At 65.6% G+C, this 25,127-nt stretch carries 22 protein-coding genes; 13 read left to right on the top strand and 9 right to left on the bottom strand.

What is annotated here, in order from left to right:
* The first annotated feature begins 237 nt into the window (after nucleotides 1-237).
* The 3 genes from ACFWP3_RS14300 to ACFWP3_RS14290 all read left to right on the top strand — a co-directional run bounded on the left by ACFWP3_RS14300 (nucleotide 238) and on the right by ACFWP3_RS14290 (nucleotide 3,440).
* A complete protein-coding gene (locus ACFWP3_RS14300) occupies nucleotides 238-1,482 on the top strand; it encodes a hypothetical protein (protein ID WP_384220192.1) in 1,245 nt (414 codons plus the stop codon).
* Nucleotides 1,483-1,916: 434 nt separating this feature from the next.
* Nucleotides 1,917-2,321, top strand: a complete 405-nt coding sequence (locus tag ACFWP3_RS14295; RefSeq protein ID WP_384220190.1) for a DUF6221 family protein — start codon at nucleotides 1,917-1,919, stop codon at nucleotides 2,319-2,321.
* 597 nt (nucleotides 2,322-2,918) lie between these two features.
* Nucleotides 2,919-3,440 (top strand): hypothetical protein, encoded by a 522-nt coding sequence (locus ACFWP3_RS14290; protein ID WP_384220188.1) that lies wholly within the window; start codon nucleotides 2,919-2,921, stop codon nucleotides 3,438-3,440.
* Between the two features lie 60 nt (nucleotides 3,441-3,500).
* Here the strand turns inward: ACFWP3_RS14290 and ACFWP3_RS14285 are convergent, their stop codons facing one another.
* The 7 genes from ACFWP3_RS14285 to ACFWP3_RS14255 form a co-directional block, all read right to left on the bottom strand.
* Nucleotides 3,501-3,776, bottom strand: coding sequence for a hypothetical protein (locus tag ACFWP3_RS14285; RefSeq protein WP_384220186.1), 276 nt, complete (start codon nucleotides 3,774-3,776; stop codon nucleotides 3,501-3,503).
* An 82-nt stretch (nucleotides 3,777-3,858) separates the two neighbouring features.
* Nucleotides 3,859-5,226: a hypothetical protein gene (locus ACFWP3_RS14280; RefSeq protein ID WP_384220183.1), complete on the bottom strand. Its 1,368-nt coding sequence runs from the start codon at nucleotides 5,224-5,226 to the stop codon at nucleotides 3,859-3,861.
* A complete protein-coding gene (locus tag ACFWP3_RS14275) occupies nucleotides 5,147-6,499 on the bottom strand; it encodes a hypothetical protein (protein ID WP_384220181.1) in 1,353 nt (450 codons plus the stop codon). The genes ACFWP3_RS14280 and ACFWP3_RS14275 overlap by 80 nt, the downstream gene beginning before the upstream one ends.
* Nucleotides 6,496-7,254, bottom strand: coding sequence for an N-6 DNA methylase (locus ACFWP3_RS14270; protein ID WP_384220179.1), 759 nt, complete (start codon nucleotides 7,252-7,254; stop codon nucleotides 6,496-6,498). The genes ACFWP3_RS14275 and ACFWP3_RS14270 overlap by 4 nt, the downstream gene beginning before the upstream one ends.
* Complete coding sequence (locus tag ACFWP3_RS14265; RefSeq protein ID WP_384220176.1) at nucleotides 7,251-7,586, bottom strand: hypothetical protein; 336 nt, start codon at nucleotides 7,584-7,586, stop codon at nucleotides 7,251-7,253. Before ACFWP3_RS14265 ends, ACFWP3_RS14270 begins: the two co-directional genes overlap by 4 nt.
* A complete protein-coding gene (locus ACFWP3_RS14260; protein WP_384220174.1) occupies nucleotides 7,586-8,884 on the bottom strand; it encodes a hypothetical protein in 1,299 nt (432 codons plus the stop codon). Before ACFWP3_RS14260 ends, ACFWP3_RS14265 begins: the two co-directional genes overlap by 1 nt.
* Before the next feature lie 58 nt (nucleotides 8,885-8,942).
* Nucleotides 8,943-9,401: a hypothetical protein gene (locus ACFWP3_RS14255; protein WP_384220172.1), complete on the bottom strand. Its 459-nt coding sequence runs from the start codon at nucleotides 9,399-9,401 to the stop codon at nucleotides 8,943-8,945.
* 2,225 nt (nucleotides 9,402-11,626) lie between these two features.
* Between ACFWP3_RS14255 and ACFWP3_RS14250 the strand changes: the two genes are divergently transcribed.
* Both ACFWP3_RS14250 and ACFWP3_RS14245 read left to right on the top strand, forming a co-directional pair.
* A complete protein-coding gene (locus ACFWP3_RS14250; protein ID WP_384220170.1) occupies nucleotides 11,627-11,812 on the top strand; it encodes a hypothetical protein in 186 nt (61 codons plus the stop codon).
* 100 nt (nucleotides 11,813-11,912) lie between these two features.
* Nucleotides 11,913-12,419, top strand: coding sequence for an SLOG family protein (locus ACFWP3_RS14245; protein WP_384220168.1), 507 nt, complete (start codon nucleotides 11,913-11,915; stop codon nucleotides 12,417-12,419).
* 86 nt (nucleotides 12,420-12,505) lie between these two features.
* Here the strand turns inward: ACFWP3_RS14245 and ACFWP3_RS14240 are convergent, their stop codons facing one another.
* Entirely contained in the window at nucleotides 12,506-12,841 is a 336-nt protein-coding gene (locus tag ACFWP3_RS14240; RefSeq protein ID WP_384220165.1) for an Lsr2 family protein, read from the bottom strand.
* Between the two features lie 207 nt (nucleotides 12,842-13,048).
* Between ACFWP3_RS14240 and ACFWP3_RS14235 the strand changes: the two genes are divergently transcribed.
* The 8 genes from ACFWP3_RS14235 (at nucleotide 13,049) to ACFWP3_RS14200 (ending at nucleotide 24,865) form a co-directional block, all read left to right on the top strand.
* Nucleotides 13,049-14,902, top strand: a complete 1,854-nt coding sequence (locus ACFWP3_RS14235; RefSeq protein WP_384220163.1) for a DHH family phosphoesterase — start codon at nucleotides 13,049-13,051, stop codon at nucleotides 14,900-14,902.
* 20 nt (nucleotides 14,903-14,922) lie between these two features.
* Nucleotides 14,923-15,726, top strand: a complete 804-nt coding sequence (locus tag ACFWP3_RS14230; protein ID WP_384220160.1) for a CPBP family intramembrane glutamic endopeptidase — start codon at nucleotides 14,923-14,925, stop codon at nucleotides 15,724-15,726.
* Nucleotides 15,727-15,905: 179 nt separating this feature from the next.
* Nucleotides 15,906-16,298 carry a hypothetical protein gene (locus ACFWP3_RS14225; protein ID WP_384220158.1) on the top strand — a complete coding sequence of 131 codons (393 nt, stop codon included), beginning with the start codon at nucleotides 15,906-15,908 and terminating at the stop codon, nucleotides 16,296-16,298.
* Nucleotides 16,299-17,626: 1,328 nt separating this feature from the next.
* Nucleotides 17,627-19,489, top strand: coding sequence for a phage/plasmid primase, P4 family (locus tag ACFWP3_RS14220; protein WP_384220155.1), 1,863 nt, complete (start codon nucleotides 17,627-17,629; stop codon nucleotides 19,487-19,489).
* Between the two features lie 209 nt (nucleotides 19,490-19,698).
* The gene (locus tag ACFWP3_RS14215) at nucleotides 19,699-22,872 is read left to right on the top strand and encodes a hypothetical protein (RefSeq protein WP_384220152.1); all 3,174 of its coding nucleotides are present in this window, start codon (nucleotides 19,699-19,701) and stop codon (nucleotides 22,870-22,872) included.
* A 281-nt stretch (nucleotides 22,873-23,153) separates the two neighbouring features.
* Nucleotides 23,154-23,558, top strand: a complete 405-nt coding sequence (locus tag ACFWP3_RS14210; protein ID WP_384220150.1) for a hypothetical protein — start codon at nucleotides 23,154-23,156, stop codon at nucleotides 23,556-23,558.
* Nucleotides 23,555-23,869, top strand: a complete 315-nt coding sequence (locus ACFWP3_RS14205; protein ID WP_384220148.1) for a VRR-NUC domain-containing protein — start codon at nucleotides 23,555-23,557, stop codon at nucleotides 23,867-23,869. The genes ACFWP3_RS14210 and ACFWP3_RS14205 overlap by 4 nt, the downstream gene beginning before the upstream one ends.
* Before the next feature lie 216 nt (nucleotides 23,870-24,085).
* Nucleotides 24,086-24,865 carry a hypothetical protein gene (locus ACFWP3_RS14200; protein WP_384220145.1) on the top strand — a complete coding sequence of 260 codons (780 nt, stop codon included), beginning with the start codon at nucleotides 24,086-24,088 and terminating at the stop codon, nucleotides 24,863-24,865.
* A gap of 19 nt (nucleotides 24,866-24,884) precedes the next feature.
* Here ACFWP3_RS14200 and ACFWP3_RS14195 read toward each other — a convergent pair whose 3' ends face one another.
* Nucleotides 24,885-25,040: a hypothetical protein gene (locus tag ACFWP3_RS14195; RefSeq protein ID WP_384220198.1), complete on the bottom strand. Its 156-nt coding sequence runs from the start codon at nucleotides 25,038-25,040 to the stop codon at nucleotides 24,885-24,887.
* Nucleotides 25,041-25,127 lie beyond the last annotated feature (87 nt).

Genomic DNA, 25,127 nt, shown 5'->3' with positions numbered 1-25,127 from the left:
GGCCAACCACGCCCAAGCCGTCGATCACTACCGGTCACACCCCGACCACGCACTCGACCTGATCACGCCCACCAGATGAGAACGCTCGAGCCTTGATCCACAACCCGCCATGTCTTCTCCGAGACCGGGGTCGAGTCCTGGATCCACGGGCTGTCCTGGACACTGCAGCAGTGGATGCGCAGCAACCCGCAGGCCCGACGGCTCGAAGGACCGGGGCCTGAGGGAGTCGACAACGCCGTGGACCAAGCGATCGCTGCGATCCGTGAACACATCGGCAAACTGCCGGACTGGAACAACCGCTTCCCACTGCTCAAGGACGACCGGCAGGATCGTCCGGCTTCCTCCTACCTGCCCTATCTCGATGCCCACGACCATGCGCAGGTCGCGAAGAACCTCTTCGGCGTGCGCGCCTACCGTCGGCCGCTGGCCCGCGAGGTGGAGCGTCTGGACACCAGCACCCTGGGCTGGTTCGCCATGTTCCGCGGGCTGGTGCCCGTGGACTGGCTCATCGACGCAATGCGCACCACGAAGACAGTCGGCGGCCGCGACCTGATGCGCCAGCCGTCGCTCACCTCCCTGCAACAGCGAGGCATCCGCTCGATCCTGCGCCGGACTCCGCAGCCGGTGCTGCGGCGGATCCTCAAGGAACCCGTCCACCAGGCGCGGCGCACGCTGGCCGATGCAGCCGACTGCACGGTTCACCGTTTGGCCGTCACCCGTGACCTCGACCTCCTTCCGGAGACTCTCGCTGCCCGCGGGCAGCGCCGGGTCCGCGGCTCCCGTGACCTCGAGTACCTGGTTCGGAACCTGCGCGCAATTCAACGCTGGCACAATCCCCGGGGCCAGACTGCCGTGCGCGTCGTACTGGAGGAGATCCACGCCCTTCGCGAGATGGAGCATTACAACCGCGAGATCCGGCTGCTTCCCGAGGGCACGGCCCAGGTCGCTGACTGGGACCTGTGGAAGGACGAGGCGTTCCGCGTGCAGGCGTTGGGCCTGATCGAGGACCGTCGGCGCGAGTTGATGGCTGCCCGCGATCGTGAGCGCTACGAACGCGAGGAGTCCCGCCACCTCGAGCGGATAGCGAGGCAGGCCCAGCGCCACCAATGGGCACTGCAGACGGCCGCACTACTGGATGGTCGGGAAGTAGCCCCTGGTCTGAACCTCGTCGTCGCTCGTGATGCCGAGACGCTCTCCCGCTGGGGTGCGACGCTCAACAACTGCATCGGCGGGTACGCCGGCGAGCTGGAGCTGGATGTGTTCGCCGCGGTCTGCGAAGCGGACGGCCACGTGCGTCTGAACCTGCAGATCACGCAGTCGCATGGCGTAGAGCAGATCCTCGGGAAGAACAACCGCGACGCCGTGCGGGAGCTCGGCGAAGCGGCCCAGCAGGTCGTCGACGGGCTGGACGCCATGGAAATCAGCTTCCACTCGGATGCTCTGGGCATGGACAGGCTGCGACTGCCCCAGAGGACTCACTGACGCCGAATCTCTACAAGAACCCCGACCTGGTGCTCCGGCATCAGGTCGGGGTTCTTCTCTTGCTACCCGGAATGCCGAAGGGGCACGTGGACTGCAGGGAATCTCCTTTCCTTGCTTCTACTGCTCTGTGATCAGCACAGCTGATCCGGAGACGACTCGCAAGATGAGCCCATGAGACGTCTGGGTGTGCTCTCGTCCTGTCATCCGAAGCGATGGAAGTCGCTGACCACTGCACCTGTCGTAACAGTGAGCCGCCTTCGTCATCAGGGTGTGATTAGGCGTCACCGTACTACCCCCCGGCCCACCAGCGCGACGACCGTCGACGAGATCGTCTCCCTCCCCAGCGCGGTAGCGATCTGCTCATTGTTAGCGTGTGCTCTGCTGGCCCCTGCGGAAGTGGAAGGGGCCAGCACATACCGTCGAGGAGAAGAACTGTGGCCGACGACGTACTAGCCGTTCTCGACTACTTGCAGTCCGAACTGAATCGATCGAAAGACGTTGCAGGTCTTGCTGGCGGCGACCGGTGGTCTGTGGATGAGCGCGGATACGAGATCAAGCTCGTGGACAGTAGGGGCAGAGACGCGGTGAAGCTGCCCTTCCGCGGGGATCAAGACCCTCCCACCGCCGAGCATCTACAGCAACACTCCCCTGGGAAGGTCCTTGAGGAGCTCGTGAGCAAGCAGCAAATCTTGGACGAATGCAGGGCCGTACTCGACCAGGGGATTCAAAGTGACAGTGGTCGCGAGGCGCCGGAACTGGTAGCTCTCGTCTCACGCATCATCCATATGCTCGCGCTTCCGTACCGCAATGCCAGAGACTTTCCCGTGCCTCTCCGCTAGATGACGGATCAGGCCAAGCTGCACGGGTCCAGAGCGCTCCCGGAAGGCTCACCTCCGTCGTGGGGCACGGCCGCAGCCCCCCAATGCGGTCAACGGCAAGGGCGCTGTGGAAGGACGCACTGACGGCCGCCGCGACGACTCCCGACCTCGCCGGCGAAGCCCTCGCACTGGCCTACTGGCCTTGATGGCGGCGGCAAGGCTGTGGAGGGTGCTCTGACCACATTGCTTCGCCGGGTTGGTGGTCGGGGGCAGTTGGATGTTGCGTGACGTCCAATCCGAGTGCTGGGGGTGCGGTGGCTGAGCCTGTCCGCGTGCGCAGGTTGGCCGGCCCTCCGGATGGCCATGGTGGACGGACTCCTCACCCCGAAGACCGGGCCACGCGGGGGCGGGCAGGGCGCGGCCCGTGAGTGAACCGCCCCGCTGCCGCGGCTGCAAACGCCGGACGAAGCACCGCATCCCATCCGGCTACGAGCCGGTCTGAGAACGCCAGATCAACGGCATCCCGGCCGGGATCCGCACCAACAGCAGCAACGACCAGATGCCCGGCCAGGAAGAACTCGTCCTCGAATACCGCGCAGTGACCTTGTGGAGCCTCCAATGAACAGCACCGATCCCCGAGCCGTCCAACTTGCCGAGTCCCGCTACCGCAACGGCTACGGGCCGACCGTCGTGGAATCCTGGGACGAACTTCTTCCGAGCACCCATCAGTTCCTCGTCAGCGAGGCCGAGTCATGGCTGGACGCTGCCATCGCCGCCGGACTCATGCCGCCCGCCGCCCCGACCGCCGAGGACCTCGCGGCCGCCGACGCCCCGACGCGTCTCCGCTGGGGCCTGAACGACGTCCTATGGGGCGATGACGACACCGTGATCGTGCTGCTGTCCGGCGAGGAGCGGCGCCCGTACTGGCTAGAGCTCGACCCGGAACGCGCGGCCGTACTCCGCCGGAACCTCGGCGGACCCGACAGCGAGCCAGCCGATAAGCCGGAGATTGAGACCGGCACCGCCTCGTGTGGTCACGACGACTACCACGACTCGCACCCATGGCATGACCGGCCCGGTATCTGGTGCCCCGGCATCAGTGACGTCGACGATGAGACGGCTGTCAGTGTAACCCTCTAATCTTCTCAAAACGGCGAAAAATAAAAGCAAGGGGGCCGGAAGCATGCGGGGCGACCGGCGTCACGACGCAGGCGAAACCGCCTCGATCGGGCGGGACACGATGCGCATCTGCGCGCAGTCGTACCCCACGACCTCACCCGGCAGGATGAGTAGCCCCGGCTCCCCGTCCTGCCACGCAGCCCCGATCCGGCGCACCTGAACGGCTGGCCCCCGCGCGCCGGACATGAACACTGTCGGGTCGATCTCCCACCCGTGGCCGGCGAGCCACTGCTCCAGAGCCGCGGAGTCCGCGCCGCCCGCACCACGCAGCCACCAGTACGTGCTTGTCTCGTTCATACTCGTCACGACGTCCCCCGTCCCGTGAGCGGCTCACCAGATCGGTCGTGCCACCGAGCTCTGGCAGCCAGCCTGCGACCCGTCACCGCCTGCGAACGCCAGGAGGAGCCGGGCCCGTCGATGTCTTCCTCACTCGGACCAATGGGCGGTGCGACCTGGTCGAGCAGTGGCACACTGTTGCGCCAGCGTCGATGGCTGCGGTCACGTCGAGCCGGTACACCCCGTGCCGCTCATCCACTGACGTGCACAGCGCGTGCCACCTCTTGGCGGTGGCATCGGTGAGGTTCGTGGCGACCGCCGACAGGGCTTCGCCAGCCGCCGATACGATCGGCTTCTCGACGCCGTTGATGTTGTAGGTACGCGTCACGCGCCGGTTGCCCTGGCCCACGCCCTCATCGAGGCGTACCGAGGTCGCCCCGGGACGGTGACGGGTGACGACATGACCGATGTACGCGGCCGACAGGACGGCCGCCGCGTCGGCGTCCAGACCGAAGGTGTTCAGCGACTCCATCACGGCCAGCTCGTCGGCCGTGGGGGTGGCGGCCCGGTCACCCGCCGCCTTCTCCTCGGCGACCCGCAGTGCGGTGGCCTGCTCGCGGGCGGCCTGCTCCGCGTTCACCGCGGCCCGCGCCCTTTGCTGTTCTCCGGGCCAGGTCTTCCCGGCGGAAAGCAGCGGGTAGGGGGAGTTCTTTACCGCCGGGTGCCGTGTGTCCTTCTCCGGCTCCGTGACGGCGCTGATGCGCATCGCGTTGGACCACATACGCAGCGCGCGGGCTCCCTCGTCGGTGAGACGGAGCTCGCGGGCCCCCGGGGCCACGGCGAGTGCCTTGACGAACCCAGCCGCCCACAGGCACGGGACCAGGCTCTTCCTGATCCTCTTGGCAACGTCGGCGCGGTCCGGGCGGATGTCGTAGGCGGTGAACCCATGGGCGGTCTCGCCCACCTTGCCGTCACGTATCCACCCCAGCGTCCGGCACTGGTCGCGGGAGAAGTTCAGCGCCTGGGCGGCCTCGATGTCCTCCGGTGTCATCACATCGGCGTCTTTCCTCGCGTGCCCGTCCAGGTGGAGGCGGACAGCGTCGGCCGCGGCCTGTTCGTTGCTGTAGACGTAGGCGGCGGAGACGTCGACGACCGCGTCACCGAACTTGTTCAGCGCCATGGGCATGGGGCCGTGACGGTCGCACTCGGCCACCCACTTGGAGCCATTCAAGTCGAGGGCGACCGCCCGCGCCGGGGCGGCGCCGCTGTACGCCGTGCCGACCTTGGGCAGGCTGGCGGCCACCGGGAGATCGGCGCGCGGCACGGTCCCGGTGCAGCCGTAGCCGTCGTATCCGCCCGGCTCGGCAGTCGTCACCGTGCCGTCGGCGTTTTCATGGCCGGCGCCGTTCGGGGCCGGCTTCCGCCCGACGCCGGTGGTGGCTGGCCGCCCCTGTCCGATCTCCTCGGGCACTGCGACGTCGTCGGGCGGTGCCCCCCCCGGGAAGCGTTTCGCCCCGCTTCATGGCGTCGGCGTCGTCGCGGACGATGTCCCGGACGCTGGTCGCGTACGGCGCGTCATTGATCACCGAACAGACACCGATGCGGGTGTTGTCCGGCGCGATGACCAGCCAGGGCGAGTCTTCGCCACCCTCCTTCGACACCACGTAGATGACTCCGCGCGTCATCGCGTTCCAGATGCTCGGGCTGATCCGCTTTACCGTTACGCGACGGTTGCCCTGACCCATAGTGATTTCCTCCGGTCCGTGCTGTGACATGACCAGCCCGTCGTCGCGGAGGTCGTTGTCCGCCGCTTGCCGCTCCTCAGCCTCCTGTTGGATCCGCGCCCACTCGGCCGCCCGCGCCTGCCCGGCCTGCGCTTCCCGCTCCACTTGCTCCGCCGCGAGCCGCTCCCGCGTGGCCTGCATCTCCTTGGCCCACTGCTCGACCTGCCGCATCTGTGCGGCGCGGCGACGCTTCTCCTCCGCCCCGTTCGGCAGCGGAGCAAGGCGCCTGGCCTGGTCCCGCGCCGTCTGCTTGCTGATGCGGCCGGTGTGGTGAACACGCACCCGGGCCCAGTAGGCGGCCCGATGGCCCGTGTGCAGCAGATCGGGGGCGACGGAGCACCAACGGTGTGCGGTGACGCCGTCAGGAGTGACCGTGACAGGGCCGCGCCGACCGGCGCGGGGTATCGCGATGTAGCCACCGGATGCCAGCAGCCCGACCAGGGCGGCCCGCACCCGACGACCCTGGCCCTCGCGGCGGCGGACGATCCCGGACGTGTCCGCGTGCAGGTCTCCCGAGTACGTGGCAGCCAGCACGTCGGCCAGCCCTGTGCACCAGCCCATACGTGGCAGTTCGGTTCGAGCGTCGCGTTCATCGAGCCACTGCTCGGTGTTTCTGTTCTCCACCTCTACATCGGCTGGCTCGGCACGGGCGGTGCCAGCTTCTCGGGTAGCGTCAGTTGCACTCTCCGACGCGCGGGTGTTGTCCGGACCATTCAGGGCGACAGCGGGCGGAGCTTCCATCGTGGAGACCGAGTCCGCGGGGTGCGACGTGCGCCCGGCGCATCTCTCGGAGCCCGGGTGATTCCCAGCCTCATCGGACTGCTCGGCATCCTTGACGGCGGAGGAGGCGTTGACCTGGGCGTGCCCGATGATCTGCGCGGGGAGCACCGATCCGCGCCGGGCCGGAGCGTCGTCGCTCTCGACGCCGGAGAGATCAGATGGTCCTTGCCTGATCGTCATCGCTGTACTTCCAAAGCAGCAGCGGCCTTTTCGGTGGTCCCCTGAGGTGACGCGATGATCAGCCGTTGTGATCCATTGATTGCCCGGGCCACCCTGAGTTTCTGGCTCCAGTTGCCCAGGACATGAGCGGGAGTGGGCCACGCGTCGAACGTCTCCAGCGTGAGGACGTTGCAACGGCGCACGACCGAGGGGATATGCAGCAGCGTGAGGTGGACGTAGATCATGTGCATGGCCTGCGGTGCTATGTCCTCCGCCGTCACGTGCAACTGCGTCTGCGGGTTGAGTCCGTGCTCGAGCATGACCTCCGACAGCGCGATCATGAGCCCGCCCGCGCCGCAGGCGGGCTCATAGACTTCAGCGAAACCGTTGCGTTCGACTTGCTCGACCACCGTGTCGATCTGCATCTGAGCCATCAACTGGGCGACGTCGTGGGGCGTGTAGCACTGGCCCAGCCTCTCGTTGCCGAGCTCCAGCTCCATGTAGAGGCGGCCAAGCACGTCACAGGGATTGCGCCCCATCTCCGTGGTCACCAGTGCCAGGGCGTGCGCGAAGCGGTCCAACTCTGTTCTGCTGTAGCCGCCGGCGATCTGGAGGTACTGCCTTTCGCGCGCTTCCCAGGACTCGCTCCTGCGGACGGCCACGGCGTTGCGCAGAGCCAGCGCCGCCATCTCGACGAAGTTGTCGAAGACTTCGCTCATCCGCTTCGCGCCGGTGCTCGCCGCCAGCAACTTCACGATCTCCCGGTAGCCGCTCATGCCCCCGGTCCGATGCTGCTCATCGAGTCGACCGTCAGGACCGCGGCGGAACCCGGAAGCTCCTCATCCGACCCGAGCAGCCTCCGCCGGGCCTGCTCGCGAAACAGAACCAGCGGAAACACAGTGTCCCCTTGCTCGCGCAGCAGGGCGTAGCGGCGCTCGAACGACCGGCAGGTCGCCTCGCCCCAGACCGACGCACCCGTCGCATCGAGGTAGGCCATCCCCTCCAGGCGCAGCGACTCGGACCGGCAGTACGCGTCCTTGACCCCATCGTGGAGGAACCTGATCTCGGCCGCTTCAGCCTTCGAGACGGAATGGGATGCCTCGCTCATCACGCTATCCCTTTACTGCCCTTGCCCGTCGGCTTCGCGGCGAGGGTCTGCTGCTCGACGTGGCGCGCCGCGATGTACAGGCCCTCGCGGTTCAGGTGCCGCGAATAGCTCGAGTCGAGGTAGAGCACGGGCACGTCGCCTGCGGCCTTCAGTAGCGCCGGGTGCAGCAGGTGCTTGATCGGACCCGACCCGCCGCCGTAGACGTAGACGACTTCAGTCGTCGCGCCGGCCTGCGAGAGAACATCGCCGAAGGAGGAGACGATCTCGTCGACCAGGTAGCTGGCCTCGTCCTCGACGAAGCCGGCGGCTCGCTGGTGACGGTTCTTCACCAGCACCGAAGGCTCCGCGTGGAGGAAGTCCGCCAGCTGCTTACGCGAGGAGAACTGCAGCGTGGCGTCGGACTCGCTCATGCGCTCCATGGCGTTCATGAGCGCGGTGCCGTAGCCCTCGTCGAGCGTGGCTGCCGCCTCGGGGTTGAACCGCCCGTCGGTGAAGACCGGGAAGTTCACGGTACCTTCGCCGATGTCGACGCCGATGGTGTGCTGGACCGCCACCAGATCAGAAGCGGAGACGCCCTCGACGATGGACGCGTCACGGGTGCGCAGATCGTCCAACAGCGCCTGGGCGAGCGGCTCACCCTTGTCGGTGATGGCGAACTGCGCGGAGGCACCCTCGGCCATCACCTGGACGTCGACGAACTGCAGGCGCACCGAGACCGGGGTGCTGAAGTTCTTGATCGTCACCAGGTGCACCGCGGGGTCGGAGCTGCCCAGCAGGCCGATGAACTCGGCGGCGTAGGCGTGGCGGCGCGCGACGAACTCGGAGATCGGCAGAGCCAGGCCGGCGCGCACTTGCACGCGCAGCTCGTGATCGGGCAGCGCGCCGTTCTCGCGGACGTAGTCGCGCAGGGCCTTCGCGGCGAAGACACCCAGGACCAGAACCTTGCTGAGCTCCTGATCGGCCTTGGAATGCTTGCCCAGCACCTCGAACTCGGTGAACTTCGAGCCGCGCACGCTCAGCGCCGCCCGGCCGAAGATCCGGCGGTCCGACGCCGCCACCAGGGGAGTGGTGAGCGAGCAGTCGATCTGGTTGTAGAAGTCGCCGGCCATCACCGAGGCCGCATCCGCGTCGGCGAGCGGCACCTTCGGAGAGGTGCGGGAAGTCGAGACAACCGCGCTGGGCAGATCGATCTCGTCGAAGGTGCTCTGCTTCGTGTTCTGGATGACGCCCTTGACATAGCCGTTGCCGACGTCGATGCCGCCGGTGAGAGTGATGACCTCGGTGGTGTTCGTGCTCATGAATTCGGTCCCTCGGTGTCTGTGTTGTCTGCCTGGAAAGTGAGAGCCACCGCGTCATTCAGCGCCGAGTGCTCGCCATGATTTCGTCGATGGATGCCTGTCTCGGCTGTTCGGGCGCCGGGCTCGGGGCGCGATCCTCGGCTGCCTCAACCGGTGCGGGGACCAGCTCGGGCTGGGCTGCCGGTGCTGGTGCTGCGGTCTGGACGACGTCGGCCTGATCGGTGACTACGGGTTGCGGGTGCGGCTGAACCGGCCAGGCGGCCAGACGACGCTCGGCTGTTGCCTCGGCGTCCGCGCGCTGCTCGGTGATCTCCAACGGTGGTCGGCCGCGACGCGGCTGCTGATCGACGGGCTTGTAGAAGACGTCGATGTACCCGTCGCGCTGGATGGACTCCCGAATGAGCAGTCGAATCGACTGCGATATGTCCGCCTGCTCATTGAGCCACTCGATCACCGAGGTATCGGCAGCAGGCACGGTCCAGCGGACCTTGCGAGGTTCACCCGACTGATTCGCCATTGCACTCACCTCGCCCCGACGCTCGCTCCTGTACTTCATCCGGTCGTTCGCCAGATGCCTCTGGCTCCGCCATAGGGACTCACCGCCGTTCACGGCTCCACTCGAATTCGAATCAACGCGAGTGCACTCTAGTGTACCTGTCGAGTCCCATGCAAGTCCTATTCGATACGCGAGTATGGCGTCATTGGATGTCTATCGAGTGCTGGCGTGGACGCCTAGGAGACGCCACAGTGCCCCCGCCTGGGACGACCTGGTTCAAGCCGCCAGCGCCATGCGCCTATGGGCCCCGCGTGTGACGCGCCAAGGGATTCCACGGGACAGCTGCGAGACACCTGGGGGCGCGGCGCAGTCCCGGGAAAGTCGCATGGGGGTACGCATAGAGTCCCGTCGGTGTCCCGACTGTGCCTCCTGAGAGACGCCACCCGGCACCCCTACGCAGATGTGTCCTCCGAGGGTGCTGCATGCGACACCAGGGCGATACTGTTGGAGTGTGCGTGAGACGCCGTGAGGACACACGTGGGACTCTGAGAGGCACAACGGCAGTAGTCGACGTCTTATGCGAGTCTCAGTTGTGTCCCCGCATGTCTCGATGGGTCACCCCGGAGACGTGAGGGTGACGCTGTTTCGTTGCTGTTTCATGGGTCGAAAAGCCTGTCTGTATCCCTTGTCAAAGCCTGTCGGCGGGCACACAAGTGCAGCCACGGCCGGTGGAGCGCGACCAGCCCGGCCGCCGGCGAGCCGTCGGCCGGGCTGGTACGGCGCTGGTGCGGCGGTCGGCGCAGGGGCGTCGTCGGGCCGTCATGGTCGCGCAGAGTAGTGCAGAGGGGGAAGGAGCGAAGGGGGGAGTAGGCCACCCGCGCCCAGCGAGCGTGCGAGGAACATCCTGCTCCGCAGCAAAGTCCCGTGGGGTAGAGGAAGAACAGAGGCATTTGCTGCGGAAGCAGCACCTGGAGGAAGACGACAACGGTCCGATGACGCTGGAGCTGCTTGCTGTGCCAGATGAGCAAGCTGGTCGCAGCAGTCGAGCCTCTCTTCTTTTGATGCGTCCACGAAGGACCACCCCGAGTTATCCGCGCAGGCGCGAAGAGGAACACAGCCCGGGCCGGATCGTGCGTCGACAAGGTAGCGCCGGACGTCCGCCTCGGAAGTGGTGCGTGAGGTCCTGGCACGCTGTAGTGCAGCACCGGAGCACGGTGGAGCCACCTCGGCGCAGCCAGCACAACGCGACGGTGCAAGGCTGGCTGCGCTGTCCGCGAGCCATGGAGCAGAGCGTTATCCACAGCAGGAGCGACGGTGTCACGAGAGGCCGGATTCGCTGTGCGGCGAGGGCTGTGCCGCCGACGGCAGCAGGGCGATCAACCGGGCCTGCGCCCCGTCAGGAGCAGGTCGGTACCCCTGCCTCGCTCGTACCTCACAAAGACGGATCAGCATGGGGGGTACGGCCGTATCACGGTCGGCAGAACAGCAGTACACCCAGAAGGCGCAATGACCAGGCGAAACAGCCAACCCCGTACCCCGCTGCGCGGAAAAGGGGGAGGGGTGCGGGTCAAGAGGGTACGGACCGTTACCCCTGATGTTCCAGGCTTCCGCTAACGCTCCAGCCGTGGAACAGCGATGACGACGACAAGGAAGCGAAAAGGGCATAAGGGAACCTGATAACACGTGTCCTGCTGACCCTCGCTTCGCTCGGCCTCTTCGCTACGCTCCGAGGTCGTGTTAGTCGGCACAGCCGACAGGTTCCACCGTTCGCTTCGCTCACCGGTCCGTCGGTCGCTGACGCTCCCTCCGGCCATGCCCAGCGCTTTGCTTGAGAGAGGGAGCCCCGCCACTGCTCCGCCCCAGATGTCCACAGATGTGGACAGCGGCAACGAGCGCAGCAGTGGTGGATCTCCTGGCGCTGAGCGCCTGGCTCCGGCGAGAAGTGACGCCCCCGTGCGATGGCTCGCTATGCGATCCATCCGGGAGCAGATCACGCCAGCCAGATCCTCCGAGTCGTCAGCCAGCACAGCTGGCACGGGAGCTGGGGCGACCATTGAGATCACACGGACCCACCGGGGTTCGCATTTGATGGTTGTCACCCGCACTCGAGGCCACGAAGAAGACCCACCATGACGCAGTCCAGCCCGAACCCTCGCACTACGCCACCGAAGCCTGCTGCGAGTCGAAGTGTGGCAGTCGAAGAGCGAAGCTGTGGCCGAGGTGATCCTCTCCGGCGGTGCCGGGCATTGGCGACGTCAGTCGACTCCACCGACGAAGACAGCACGGTCATCACCGCGGACGTCTCCCACCGCGATGACGGGATGTACGCCGTCCACCTCATGCCGATGCGTAACGACGATCGGATCCGCGTCGAGCTTCACCGGGAGAAGGACCTGGCCATCATCGAGCCCAGTACCGGCTGGCCGGTATGAGTCAGCGACACGCAGGCCGCCATGCCCTCCCTGACATCATGGCCACAGCTTCTCGACTCCAGCTGTGGAGACCGCCGAGTCACACGGAGAGGAGACTCGAATGATTGCTGAAATGATTCCAGAATCGTTCTCGCACGTCGTCCTCGTCACCGGTTCCCGTAGCTGGAACGACGAGAAGAGCATGCGTGACACGTTCAACGCCGCCTGGAGCGACTGGGGCCCCAAGAACGTTGTCCGGCCGGTGCTCCTCTCAGGGCACTGCCCCAAGGGGGCCGACGCCATTGCCGAGCTGCTGTGGCGGGACACAGGCTTCGAAATCATCACCTTCCCCGCCGACTGGTCGACGCACGGGAGAACAGCCGGCTTCCAGCGCAACCAGGAGATGGTCGACGCCGCCCAAGTCTTTCGCGAGGCCGGGGCTCAGGTGCTGTGTACGGCCTTCCTCGACCTCTGCTGGAAGCCCGGATGCCCTCAACGAGACCAGGAACAGCTCATGCCGCATATGGCTGGGCACTTCTCGCACGGCACCATCCACTGCAGGTCTCGCGCGCAAGCTGCGGGGATCAAGACGACCAACGTGATTCATCTGTCGCCGCCGCCGTTCTGAGACGTACGAAGGGCCCTGCAGTGTGCTGCAGGGCCCTTCAAGGACGGATGGGGGAGTCGATCGGGAGACAAACACCCGGCGCAGCGCTACTTGCTCCGATCGATGCCGTGCGCCTCGTCATGAGCCTTCATGACCCTCTTCGGGATACGCCCGCGCTCCGCGAACTCGTAGCCCTCCTTCTTCGCCCACTCGCGGATCTTGTCGCGCTCCTCAGGGGTCGTCTCGGGTACGACTCGCTGCTTGGTCGCCGCCGTACCGGCTTTCCGACTGACCTTCAAGTACGGCTTCAGTGCTTCCTCAAGCTTCTTCCGCTCCGCAGCGGTGAGGTCAACCTCGTACCAGGTGTCACCCAAGCCGAACGTAGCTGTCGCCGCATCCGGCTCACCACTGAGATCTGACTCGACAATGCTTCGAATGGCCATACCGCTGACAGTAGCCGATATGTAAGAACCTTGGAAAGTCTGTCGAGGTCATTCGAGATAAGCGTCGTATTCGGAACCCGAATAGGACTCGAGGTACTGCCAAATGAGCAGGAATAGTTGATGTCGCTGCTAAAATCACAGCAACGCCAGGGGTGTTGCATGCCCCGTTCTCCACCTACCAGCAACCCAGATCGAGAGGTTCCCACCATGTCCATGCTCCAGACCGTCGACGACCATTCGATCACCGACGAGGACGCTCACCTCTTCGAGCTGCTGTGCCAGCGCAAGGGGTGGTCGGATCAGTACCTGAAGGAGATCGAGTCCACCGAACACGACGAGCTCCTGGGACTGGCCGAGATGGTCGAGGCCCTTCATGACGCCCGGATCGCGGGCAAGAAGATCACCATCGCCCCCGACTTCGACATGGACGGCATCTCCTCCGGCGTCCTCGGCTACGCCGGCTTGTCCGAGCTCGGCTTCGACGTCGAGCTGCACCTGCCCGACTACCGCCGCGGCCACGAGCTCGCGCCCGAGGACATCGCCGAGATCCAGGCGAAGTGGCCCGACACCAAGGTCCTGCTCACTTGCGACGGGGGGGTGAACTCCCACGGCGGCATCGCCGCCGCACGTGGCCTGGGCTGGACGACGCTGGTGACCGATCATCACGAGGAGCTCGCGCCGGGCTCGACCGCGGACGTCACCGTCGACCCGTGCCGGATCGACGAGACCTACACCCACACCGGGATCTGCGGTGCCCACGTGCTCTACCAGGTGATCGATGCCTACACCCGCGTGCATCGCCCCGAGAAGCGATGGGAGATCCACCTGCTGCGTCTGTTCGCCGGCCTGGGCACCGTCTCCGACGTGATGCCTGTGCTGTACGAGAACCGCCAGCTGGTGCGCGACGCGATCTCGATTGCCCGCCTGCTGCGCGTCGCCGCGCCGAAGACGATCCCCAATCCCTGGGGCGGATTCGACGCTGACCCCGATGCCATCGACGTCGCGCAGTCGATCCTGATGCAGCTGCTGCGCACCGAACCGCACCACCCGGTCTTCCTCCGGGCCTTCGAGGGCTTCGCGATCGTACTCAAGGCTTTCGCGCAGGTTGGCAAGATCCGAGACGTCGACGACCTCGACGAAGGCTTCTTCGGCTTCTACCTCGCCCCGGCGATGAACAGCCCCCGGCGTACCGGGGCTTCGCTTGAGCCGTGCTTCGCGGTGTTCACGGCCGCTGGTGCTGACGTCAAGCTCAGGGCCGCCCACCAGGTGATCGAGAACAACGAGCTGCGCAAGCAGCTGGTCATCGAGCACATGGCAGAACTCGCCACTGGAGACCAGCCTTGGGCCCCGTGGGTGTACTTCTCGGGCGCCTACCCGGGGATGTACGGGCTACTGGCCAACCGGATGATGGAGCTCAACGGTCACTCGGTCGTCGTTCTCAACCGCCCCACCAGTCCCGACGATTTCGTCAGCGGCTCCGGTCGCGCGCCGGGGTGGTTCGACATCATCACCAGCCTGGAACCGCACGACGGACTCAGCGCCATCGGACACCAGCAGGCATGCGGGGTCCGCGTCGCGAAGGCCGAGAAGCTGGGAGATCTTGTCGCCGTGCTGCAGGAGGCCACTCAGGTAGCCCGGCTCGCCGTCAGTACCGATGGCCCGAACGGTGATCTCGTACTCGGTCCGGATGCCGACTGCGACGTCGGCCTCGAGGACCTGCAGCCGTTGTTCGAGCTGGTGCGCCGAACCGAGGGGCTCAAGCCCTTCGGGCACGGCTTCACCGCGCCGGTCGTCGAGATCGCGATCGAGCCCCTGGGCCTACGCGTGGACCGGATCGGATCCGAATCGCAGCACCTGCGCCTGGTCACCCGGTCCGGCCTGTCCTGCCTGTGGTGGAACGCTGCCGAGGAGAAGTTCGACGTGATCCAGAGCTTTGTGCAGCGCGCAAGCCGCACCGAACTCGGCACGCTGCGCTTCACGGCGAGGCTGCAGCTGAACACCTTCCGCGGTGACACCCGCGTCCAGGCCGTCATCAACGAGCAGATCACCACGGCGGCTTGAGACCCGTAGAGGAGGAGACCTTGACGACTTCACCGATCACCTCGCGTCTGCACAGCATCGGATGGTGCGTCCTCGTGCCGCTCGTCGCCGTCGCGGTCTACCTCGGCCTCGGCACCTTCGCAGTCCTACTCATCGGAGAGCCGATCGTCGCGACCACCGTTCTGGGCATGCTCGTCGTCGTCCTGGTCGGTTCGATGAGGATCCAGCGGCCCCGGTGGCTCGCGCATAGGCCGGCCCCGCGGCCGAGGCCGGAGATCCCAGGTTTCGGGCGGACCGTCGTCGGCTGCGCGGTCCTGGCCTTCCTCGCCGGGCAGTCGCTGGCCTTGTGGATCTACCTCACGGCCGGGTCCGCCAGCTTCGACGCCTCGAACCAAACCAGACACGCCGCCGGGGCTGTGGCAACCCTTCTGCTCACCCTGGTCGCGGCTCCTGCCGGGGAGGAGTTCCTGTTCCGAGGGCTGATCTACCCGTTGCTGCGCAAGCGGGTGAGCATCCTCGTGTCAACGCTGGTCACCGCGGTGGTGTTCGGCCTGGTGCACGGCAGCGCCGTACAGTTCGCCTCGACTCTGCCATTGGCGGTGCTCCTGGCCCTGGTCTACGAACGCACGCGCATACTGTGGCCCTGCGTGCTCCTGCATCTGGGCTTCAACCTCGCTGCCGCCGTTGTCCCAGCACAGGCGCTCGGCGCTCTGGCGAACCCCGTCTCCGCAGTGTTCCTGTTCCTGGCCTTCGCTGGTTGTGCCTTGGGGCTCTATCGGCGGATCGCCGGCGGGACTGCGCCGGGCGCAGTCCAGGGCGCGGGAGGCGAGCCCGCGATGCAGTGAGCGAGGTCCTCGGCCTCTTCTAAAACGATGGTGCCCTCCGTGCGGGACCTGGCGGCCCTTCAGCCAGCGGTCCCTCGTACGGAGGGCATGCTCGTGGTGACCGGGGTGATCCGGTCACCGGGGGTGTGACTGAAGGTAACTATTCAGTCATACTCATCAGGAGAGGAGAGGATCTCATCATGGCTATCGTCAGCACCTCCACGTACGACTCGCGAGGAGAGCTCGTCCGTCCCGGCGTGCTCGACATCAGCCGTGCGAAGATCCGTCTGGACCTCGACACTGGTGAGAAACCCACTTTCGATCGCGGTCACACGCACGTCTTCGTCGTCTCCGACATGGGCATCACGGCCGAACAGGCCCGTGAGCGCGTGAACGCGAGGCTGCGCCGGTTCTTCGATCGCGCTGAGGCTGTTCGCGGCTTCCGCAAGATCACGATGGAGAAGAGCCAGAGCAAGAACCGGCTCAACCTCAACACCACGATTTCCTACGAGATCCTCTACGTCGTCGAAGCAGACAGGCGATCCCGTAGTCGCAGTCCCGAGTCCCCCAATGCGGGATGCCAGCGAGGCTGAAGCACGGTCACTCCTGGGTGATTCGCGCCATCCACGCCTCGTACCCAGCAGCACATGCAAAGAGGCCGGAGAGCTCCCTTCCCACGGGGATGCTCTCCGGCCTCTCTGTTTCACGTTCCAGTGCAACATCGATCACCTGGCGTCAACGATAGCAGCTGTCGTGGATCACTCGTAATGAGTGGCGATTGTCAGTCCAATACCCTCTCGCTTCCAGTGTGATTCTCATGGATGAACGACTCGGACAGAGTTCTGACTCGCGCTCGGAGGGCGCGTCAGGAGCCTCAGGAGCCTTCTGGGAACCTCGGGACGCCGAGGATGTTCCATGCGGCTTCCAGTCCCGCGGGGGCTCGGCCACGCGGGACTGGAAGCCGTGCGCGGCTCAGCGCAAGAGTCCGCCTCGATTCGGTCGCCGGGGGCGCATCGAGCTGCCACGTGTACCACGAGACGTGGTACACACCTGAGAACCAACCTCTGACCTGGGCAAACACCGATGCCGCGAGGCTCTTTCTCGCAACGGGTGTACCACGTGGGAGGGTCGGCGTGGTACGACGTTTTCTCTGGTCAACCAGCGTTTCCCCGTCGATGTACCACGAGTACCACGTCTTTTTGGGCGTTTGCATAGGGGACGCGCTCGGGAGCGATGCAGGCGGCTCCAGCCTCAGCTCGCCAGTCTGCTCTCTTATCCCCCTGCGCGTGTATCTAGTCTCTATTTCCTGGTACAAGTGGTACGGGGGGTATGTAGACACTGTCTGACCTGGGCAAATACCCGTACCACGTAGAAAATGCCACGTGGTACACCCTGCTCCTGGACTCCCGAAGCTACTGCTCTGACTTGGGAAGACGGGTGTACCACGTCAAGTGGTACACAGCCCATATACCCCTGGATGGTATGCGCCTCGGGATCCCCCCGGAGAGCGTCCGGTCGATGCTCTGGTGGCAGCCGGCTCGGCCGGTCAGAAGAACTCCTCCGAACCTCGACCGCAGGCCGGGCGGCTCACGCCGCCCGCGGGTGCATGGTCGAGCGCGAGAAGCCAGTGACTCCGTCGGGTGCATGTCCCACGGAGTCACTGGCTCTCACGTCCCATCCGGGCTCACGACGCGTGCGGCGTGACCGTGGCGGTTCCGCGCCCCCTCTCCAGCCCTCGCCGGTGGACCTTTCGATCACCATTCATGACATCAGTCGACTCTCCTATTGGTTGATGGCCAAATCGTTGCGAAAGGACACTCGGGTGGCATAGGGTCAAGATCACGTTCTATTCGATTACGAGTTCAATCGGCTTCCCACTCATCGCCGGCAGGAACTCGATCACGATCGAGAAAGCAGCAGCATGACGTCTCCTGATGCCTCCGGATCCGTGCCTACGGCCGGTTCCAACCCCGGACCGCGCACCAACCCCGTCGCCGACGTCCTGGCCAGCGTCATGGGGTACTTCTCGAACCGCGACGACATGGCTCCGCAGAACGAGATCGTCACCTACGTCACGGCCGCCTACCTCGACCAGATCGACCCGACTGACCCTCCGGCGCCTCGCATCCTGGAGAAGGAGCTGCTGGCGATCGTGGGCGGCGTCACCAGGGCCGAGAACCTCAAGGCGGCCATGGCCGCTGAGAAGTACCCCCTGCCGAGATACCTGACGTACTGGCAGATCGCGCAGATCCTCCTGCGTCTGCACCGTGTCATCCGCATCGCGCCCAACGCCAAGGACACCGACCGCGAGTACGACCTGCTGGCGATGTATCAGACCACGGCCCGCGCGCGTGGGACGTACATCACCAGCGAGGACGACATCCGTACCACGGCGCGCATGTACAACACCCAGCTGACTCTTAAGGAGTTCGCCGAGGTCCTGGCCGTCCTGCGCGAAGACAGCCCGCGCCGGCACCAGAGCACGAACCGCGATTTCATCGCCGCGCGCAACGGTGTCGTCTTCTACGGCACCGAGCCGCTGGACGTCACGATCTTCGGCAGGGACTTCCATTTCGAGCCCAAGCAGGTCCACCCCTTCGACCCTGCCATAGTGCTGCTGACAAAGAACGACGTCGACTACGTGGACGACGCCCCGCAGCAAGTCATCACGCACCCCGAGGACGGAGATTGGGAAGTCGTCGCCTGGATTGAAGAGCTCTTCGACCAGGCTGGTGACGAGGGCCTCGCCGACCTGATCTGGGAGATCATCGGCGCGATCATCCGGCCGCATGTGCGCTGGGGCAAGACCGCCTGGTTCTACTCCGAGCAGGGCAACAACGGTAAGGGCACGCTCTGCGCGCTCATGCGCAACCTCGTCGGCAGCGGCGCGCATACCTCGATTCCGCTCTCGGACTTCGGCAAGGACTTCGCGCTCGAACCGCTGGTACGCGCCAACGCAATCATCGTCGACGAGAACGATGTCGGCACCTTCATCGACAAGGCCGCCAACCTGAAGGCGATCGTGACCAACGACGTCATCCAGATCAACCGCAAGTACCGGATGCCGATCGCCTACCAGTTCTTCGGCTTCATGGTCCAGTGCCTGAACGAGTTCCCGCGCGTGAAGGACAAGTCCGAGTCGTTCTATCGCCGGCAGCTCTTCGTGCCCTTCACCAAGAGCTTCACCGGAGCTGAGAAGAAGTACATCAAGGACGACTACCTGCAGCGCCGTGAGGTTCTGGAGTACGTCTTCTGGTACGCGATCAACCACGCCGGCGCGTCATCTCCGGGTGACTACTACCAGCTCTCCGAGCCGGTGGCGACCAAGGCGGTCCTGGCCGAGTACAAGGAAGCCAACGACCCCGTGCGCGCCTTCTGGGAGGAGTTCCGCGGGCGGCTCGTCTGGGACCTGGCACCGTTCACGTTCCTATATGACCTGTACAAGGCCTGGTTCGCCGACGTCTCGCCGTCGGGCTCACCGGTGGGCAACAAGCAGTTCATCGCCGACCTCGTGGCGATCGTCAGGCCGGATGTCCTGTGGCACTGCCCGGACAAGAACCGCAAGACCCGGCCCGGCCAGATGATGCACACCCCCGAGGTACTCATCGCCGAGTACGAGCTGAAGAAGTGGATGCACCCGAGCTACAACGGCAGCGACCCGAAGAAGAAGTCGCAGCCGACGCTGCAGGCCAACTACCGCGGACTGCTCCGGCAGACGGGCGCATCCGCCCCGACCGACGACACCACTGAGGAACAGGAGCCACCTGATCACGGCGATGGCTGACAACGGGCATGGGCAGCGGATCACCAACCTCGCCGTCCGCTCGCAGATCATGGCAGACGCCTTGGAGAAGACCGCGGCTCATGGGTGAGGTGTCCTGGCGCATGGATGCCCCGCGCCGAGGCACTTCTCGCGACTCCATCTGAGGCAGCGACTGCCTCCTCCCCAGACACCGGCCGTGATGGTCGGACCGACGAAAGGAGATCTCCACCATGACCGCACAACGAACACCCGTGACGGCCTCGAAGGCACGCTTCACCTTCTACGACATCGAGTCGTTGTCGGACGTCTTCACTCTGTGCGCCTATACCCCGCAGCCCGACAGAGCCGTCGACGACCTGGAGATCTTCTTCCTCTCGGACGTCCAGCAGCTCTCCGACGCCGTGGACCCGCAGGCGCTCTATGAGGCCGTGGTGCGCTCCAATCCGGGCCTGCCCGCGGTGAGCGCCCAGCTGTGGAACCTACGCGGCGAGCGGAGCAACCTCCGTCTCGCCGAGCTGATAGGCCTCTCGAACGCCGACCAGGTCAACGACCGCGGCGAGATCTCGTCCTATCCAGCCAGCCTGCGCCCCGTCTGCGACACGGATCCCGAGTACGACCCGCTGAAGCACCCGTTCCTGGCCGGGTATAACTCGCTGAACTACGACATGACCATGCTCGCGCTGTACCTGATGGAGACCTTCCCGGCTCCGCACTCCGCTCGTCTTGTCCAGCCGACCACAGCGCGCGAGATGCGCGAGCACAACGACAAGCTGTTCAACGAGCACATCGAGTACATGCCCGGCTACCTCGGCTGGGACGGCCCGGCCGCCAAGATCCGCCGCGCCATGATGCACTCGGGTCGGCACCTGGATGTCGCCCGCCTCAACGAGCTGCAGACCAAGGTGAGCCTCAAGCGCCTGCTCGGGATGCTCGGCCGCCAGATCAAGGAGTCCGAGAAGCTCCACCACGACACCTCGATCACCACGATCGAGGATCTTTACGAGCTGCTGGCCTACAACGTCTCCGACTGCCTGGGCCTGGCCCAGCTCTTCCAGCACCCTGCCTATGCAAGCAACTTCGACCTCAAGGCCGGCTTGCTGGCGCAGTACTCCGAGACCGTCTACGCCAAGAACGGCTCGGTGCGCCGGGACCGCCTGACCATCGACTCGTCCTCCGCGAAGTTCGTCGGCCGCATCCTCGCGCCGTACACCTCGCTGAACGACATCGAGACCGTGTCGTTCCTCTATCCGGCCAAGGAGGTGGCCGAGGAGCAGGGCATCCCCCAGGTCAACGTGCTCGATGAGTGCGTGCGCTTCTTCGAGGAGAACGTGGCACCTGACCCCACCAAAAACCCAGCCGCGACGCCGGTACAGGCCAAGGCACACCGTCAGTTCATCCAGGTCGTCAACTACTACCGCATGATCGAGGGGCAGAACTTCAACGACTCCGAGGAATACCGCGACCTGTTCGACCTCCCGGCCAGGTCCTTGCGTGAGCTGCCGAAGACGCCGAACAACGTGCCCTACTTCCACCGCGACGCCTCCCCGTCGTCGTGTTTCGCGACGTTCAGCACAGGTGGCATCCACGGCGCTGAAGCGGACATGAAGGTCTTCGACTCCGACTCCTTCGAGCACCGGGAGCAGGCAGCCATGATCGGCCTCGCCAAGCTCCTCTATCCAAACGCCAAGGACTTCGTCGCCGAGGCCAAGCGCCAGCACAACCTGCTTGCGCTGCCCGACGGCACGGCCGTCGACAAGCGGCTCGTGCTGCTGGGCTCGGACCCGAAGAAGGTGAAGTACCGCAAGCCGAAGAAGGACGACCCGGACCAGGCTGAACAGCTCGCGCGTGCGCAAGTCCAAGCGCCGGATCCAGAGCAGCTGCTGGCCACTCAGCGTCCGGGCACCGAGGCGATGCACGTGCGCCTGGCCGACGGAACCGTGCTCGACGGCAAGGTCGTCCTGGCCGTCACCTCTGCGGTCAAGGCCGTCTACCGCGATGAGCCAGCGAAGAGGGCGCCCGAGCTGTTCACCACGAAGACTGACGGGTCCACCAAGCTGCACCCGAAGTTCGCACGGACCTCGGCAGGCCTCGTCATCCACGAGGACTTCACGAGCTACTACCCGAACCTGCTGCGCAACATGAGGGCGTTCTACAACCCCGAGCTGGGCGAGGACCGCTACACGACGATATTCTTCGAGAAGGAACGTCTGGGCTTCGAGATGAAGAAGCCAGGGATCTCCGCCGAGGAGAAGGCCCGGCTCACGACCTTGCGCAACGGCACGAAGCTGATTCTCAACTCGGCCTCTGGAGCCGCTGACGCGGCACACCGGACCCCGATCAGGATGAACAACCGCACCATCTCGATGCGGATCATCGGCCAGCTGTTCAGCTGGCGGATCGGGCAGGCCCAGACGCTGGCCGGCGCGCGAATCATCTCGACGAACACCGACGGCCTCTACTCCGTTGTCGGCGGCGACAACGGCTTCGACGAGACCGCCAACAACCAAGTGCTCGCCGAACAGCAGGCCGCCATCGGCATCGACATCGAACCGGAGCTGATGTTCCTCATCAGCAAGGACTCGAACAACCGGCTCGAGCTGGAGTCGCCCAGTGAGGACCGCGGCGTCGCCGACAGCCCGATCATCAGCGCCTCCGGCGGGACACTGGCCTGCCACGCGGGTCCTACCCCGACGAAGTCGCTGGCCCACCCGGCCGTGATCGACTTCGCCCTGGCGCGCTACCTGCAGGCCCTCGCCAGCAGAGGAGAGGAGGCTCTTGCCGAGCCCTTCGATCCCCTGCTGGGCCGCAAGGTGATCGAGGAGGCGATCGACCCGGCCGATCCCGTACGGACACTGCTGCTGTTCCAGAACGTCCTCGCCGCCTCGCGTGGATCGATCACCTACCCGTTCGCCGCCGACCCGGTCTGCGCCGGGCCCGACCGTGACGACAACGAGGACGCCGATGGGCAGCTGGTGAACCCGCGGGCCCTGCAGATGGTCAACCGGGTCTTCATCGTCCGCGACGGCACCGATGGTGCCGTGAGCCTGCACAACGCCGGCGCATGGAAGGTGAACCCGGCCAGCCAGAGCAAGCGGCGCGAGTCCGGCAGCGCCGGGGTGCGACGTGATCCGGTCGCGCTGAAGATCCTGCGCAATCACGGGTGGGCGAAGAACCGCAGCGAGGCCAGCACCTCCGACGGCCTCAGGCTGCTGCCCGATGACCAGGACGCCGTGATCCGCCGGATCAACGGCATCGATCCGTACTGGTCGGTGGTCGTCGTCAACGACGATCTCCGCGCACTGCCGCCCGCCCGGGTCGAGCAGCTCGTCGAGGCGCTCGATCTCGGCATCTACACCCGGATGCTCGACGAGACGTTCACCAAGAACTGGAAGAACGCCGCCTGATCAGCGCCCGCATCACCCAAGTCATGCATTTTGAGTCCCAGCTGAGATTGAAGGCGAGTTCGGCCCGCTGAAACAAGAGAGCTGGGGGCGATGAAAGCCTATTCCGTAAAGAAGGAATGTAAATTCCAGCAATGTCGACAGTTCTTCGTGACGGGTAGTCGATGGGACAACCAGAGAGCCCAGAGTCGTGGATGGTTTTTCCAGCGAAACGGTGACGTGTGGTGCCCCGTACATAGTCCTGACTGGGTTGCCGGGTGGCGATCCAAAAACAAGGAGAAATGATGTCGTACGAAGAGCTCGGCAAGGATGGTCAGATCCGACTTCTGACGGCCGAAGTCGAATCGTCCCTGCAGAAGTTCGTGCCCGCTGCTGTGCCGACCGACTGCTCCACCCAGGACGACGACGTCCAGGCCCAGCAGGAGAGGAACACGACCCGCGAGGGCATCCTGGTCCGCCGGGGGCAGATCTGGGGGGACCTCGACACTCGGAAGAACCAGCGCCGCGTCGTCGTCGAGTTCGTCAAAAGCGGCAGGGCCCGAGTCCGGGCCCACTACGGCACGAGGCGCTCGACCATCAGCGTCTCCCGGATGCACAAGCACTCCACGGGCTTCCGCCTCGTCGAGCCCGGTGAGCTGAAGTACGGCGTGCGGGCGACTGCTCCGGACGAGAGGACTGAGAGCCGATGACGTCGCCGCGTGAGCGGGATATCGAGGGCTACCTCCTTGCCCAATGCCGGGCACGCGGCTTTCTGTGTCTGAAGTTCGTCTCGCCGGCCCGCGGGGGAGTACCCGACCGGATCGTCGTCGCCCCCCGCGGCACGGTGTTCGTCGAGGTCAAGCGCCCCGGCGGTCAGTTGCGGAAGCTGCAGCAGCTCACGCACGCCAAGTTGCGCCGACACGGGGCCGAGGTCCATGTCATCGACGACAAGCCGGGCGTCGACGCGTTCATCGCCCACCTCCTCGAGTCCCCATCCGGCCAGCAGCTGACAGCATCGTGATCCGGCGGTGGCCGGCCGGTTCCGACCGGCTCGATGCGAGACCTGGTTGATGGTCCGCCTGCGCCAGTTTGCGCGTTCTCAAGATCGACGAGATGCACGCCACCGTCGCGCTGGTCATCGGCCGACACTACGCCCTGGCCGCATCCGCACCCGCCCGGTCCAGATCCGCCCGACCAGCACCGGCCACCTGTACATCGCCACCGAGGAGATCTGACCGTGATCCGTGAAGAGCGCATACCACTTGCCACCCTGACTGAGGACCAGCTCGAATCCCTGTACGCCCACATCGACTCCCTCACCAACACCCCGGTGCTGCGCACGTGCCTGGTGCCCGGGTGTCTGCGCCAATTCGACGCCATGGCGACGATGGCCGGCTCGCCTATGAGCCCCGAGTGGTCGGGGGAAGGCTGGTGCACGCTCGGCGCGGGCAGCATCTTCCCCGCGGGCGGCCACATCTGCCCCGACCACAAGGACCTCGTCGCCAGCCACTGGCCGCGCCGTCTCGAACTGCCCTCCGGCCGCTGGTCCGTGGCCTGCCCGTGCGGCTGGTTCCCCGTCCCGCAGCGCTGGCACCGTCTTCTCGCCGCCCTGTGGGAGCAGCACATTCTCACCGAAACCGGTGCGCTGCCGCCCGCCCCGCCCGCCACCGACCCCGAACACCGGCTCCCCCTGGCCGAACACACCGAGGAGTCCCTCGCAGAGCTCTACGACCGGCTCTGGGACGCCGAAGCCGACGTGCCCGAGCTCCGCAGCCTGGCCCGGGCGTACGCCATGGGTTACAGCCTCGCGGTGCCCGCCCTCCTCGGAGCGAAAGCTGCCCTTGAGATGCTCCGCACCCGTATCACCGTTGACTCCCGTGACTGGGCCGCCGACAAGCTGGACGCTTTCCTCTGGGCCGTCCTTGTCGGCTGGAACTGCGAGAAGGCCGACCCCGATCACGTCCACAACGACATCGACTGTGCTGGCGACCAGACCCTGTGGACCGTCGCCGACTAGGGCCTGTGTGATGTCGTGATCATTCGGCTGCCTTGATGAGGTCGTCGACCCAGATCATTGCGGCGCGGAGATGGAGGCCGGCGAGGTAGCTGTTGGGCGACTTGTCGTAACGGGCGGCGATGCCCCGCCAGGCCTTCAGCTTGTTGATCGCGCGCTCGACGGTGTTCCGCTCCATACCTTGGTTCTGGGCTGATCCCGGCCATTCGTAAGATCGGGACACCCAGGGGTTTCGGGTGTGGCTTGTGTTCCTTCGTCGCTGGTG

It is taken from the genome of Streptomyces sp. NPDC058525, assembly GCF_042719495.1.
Classification (GTDB): Bacteria; Actinomycetota; Actinomycetes; order Streptomycetales; family Streptomycetaceae; genus Streptomyces.
This window is presented reverse-complemented; position numbering and strand designations above follow the sequence as displayed.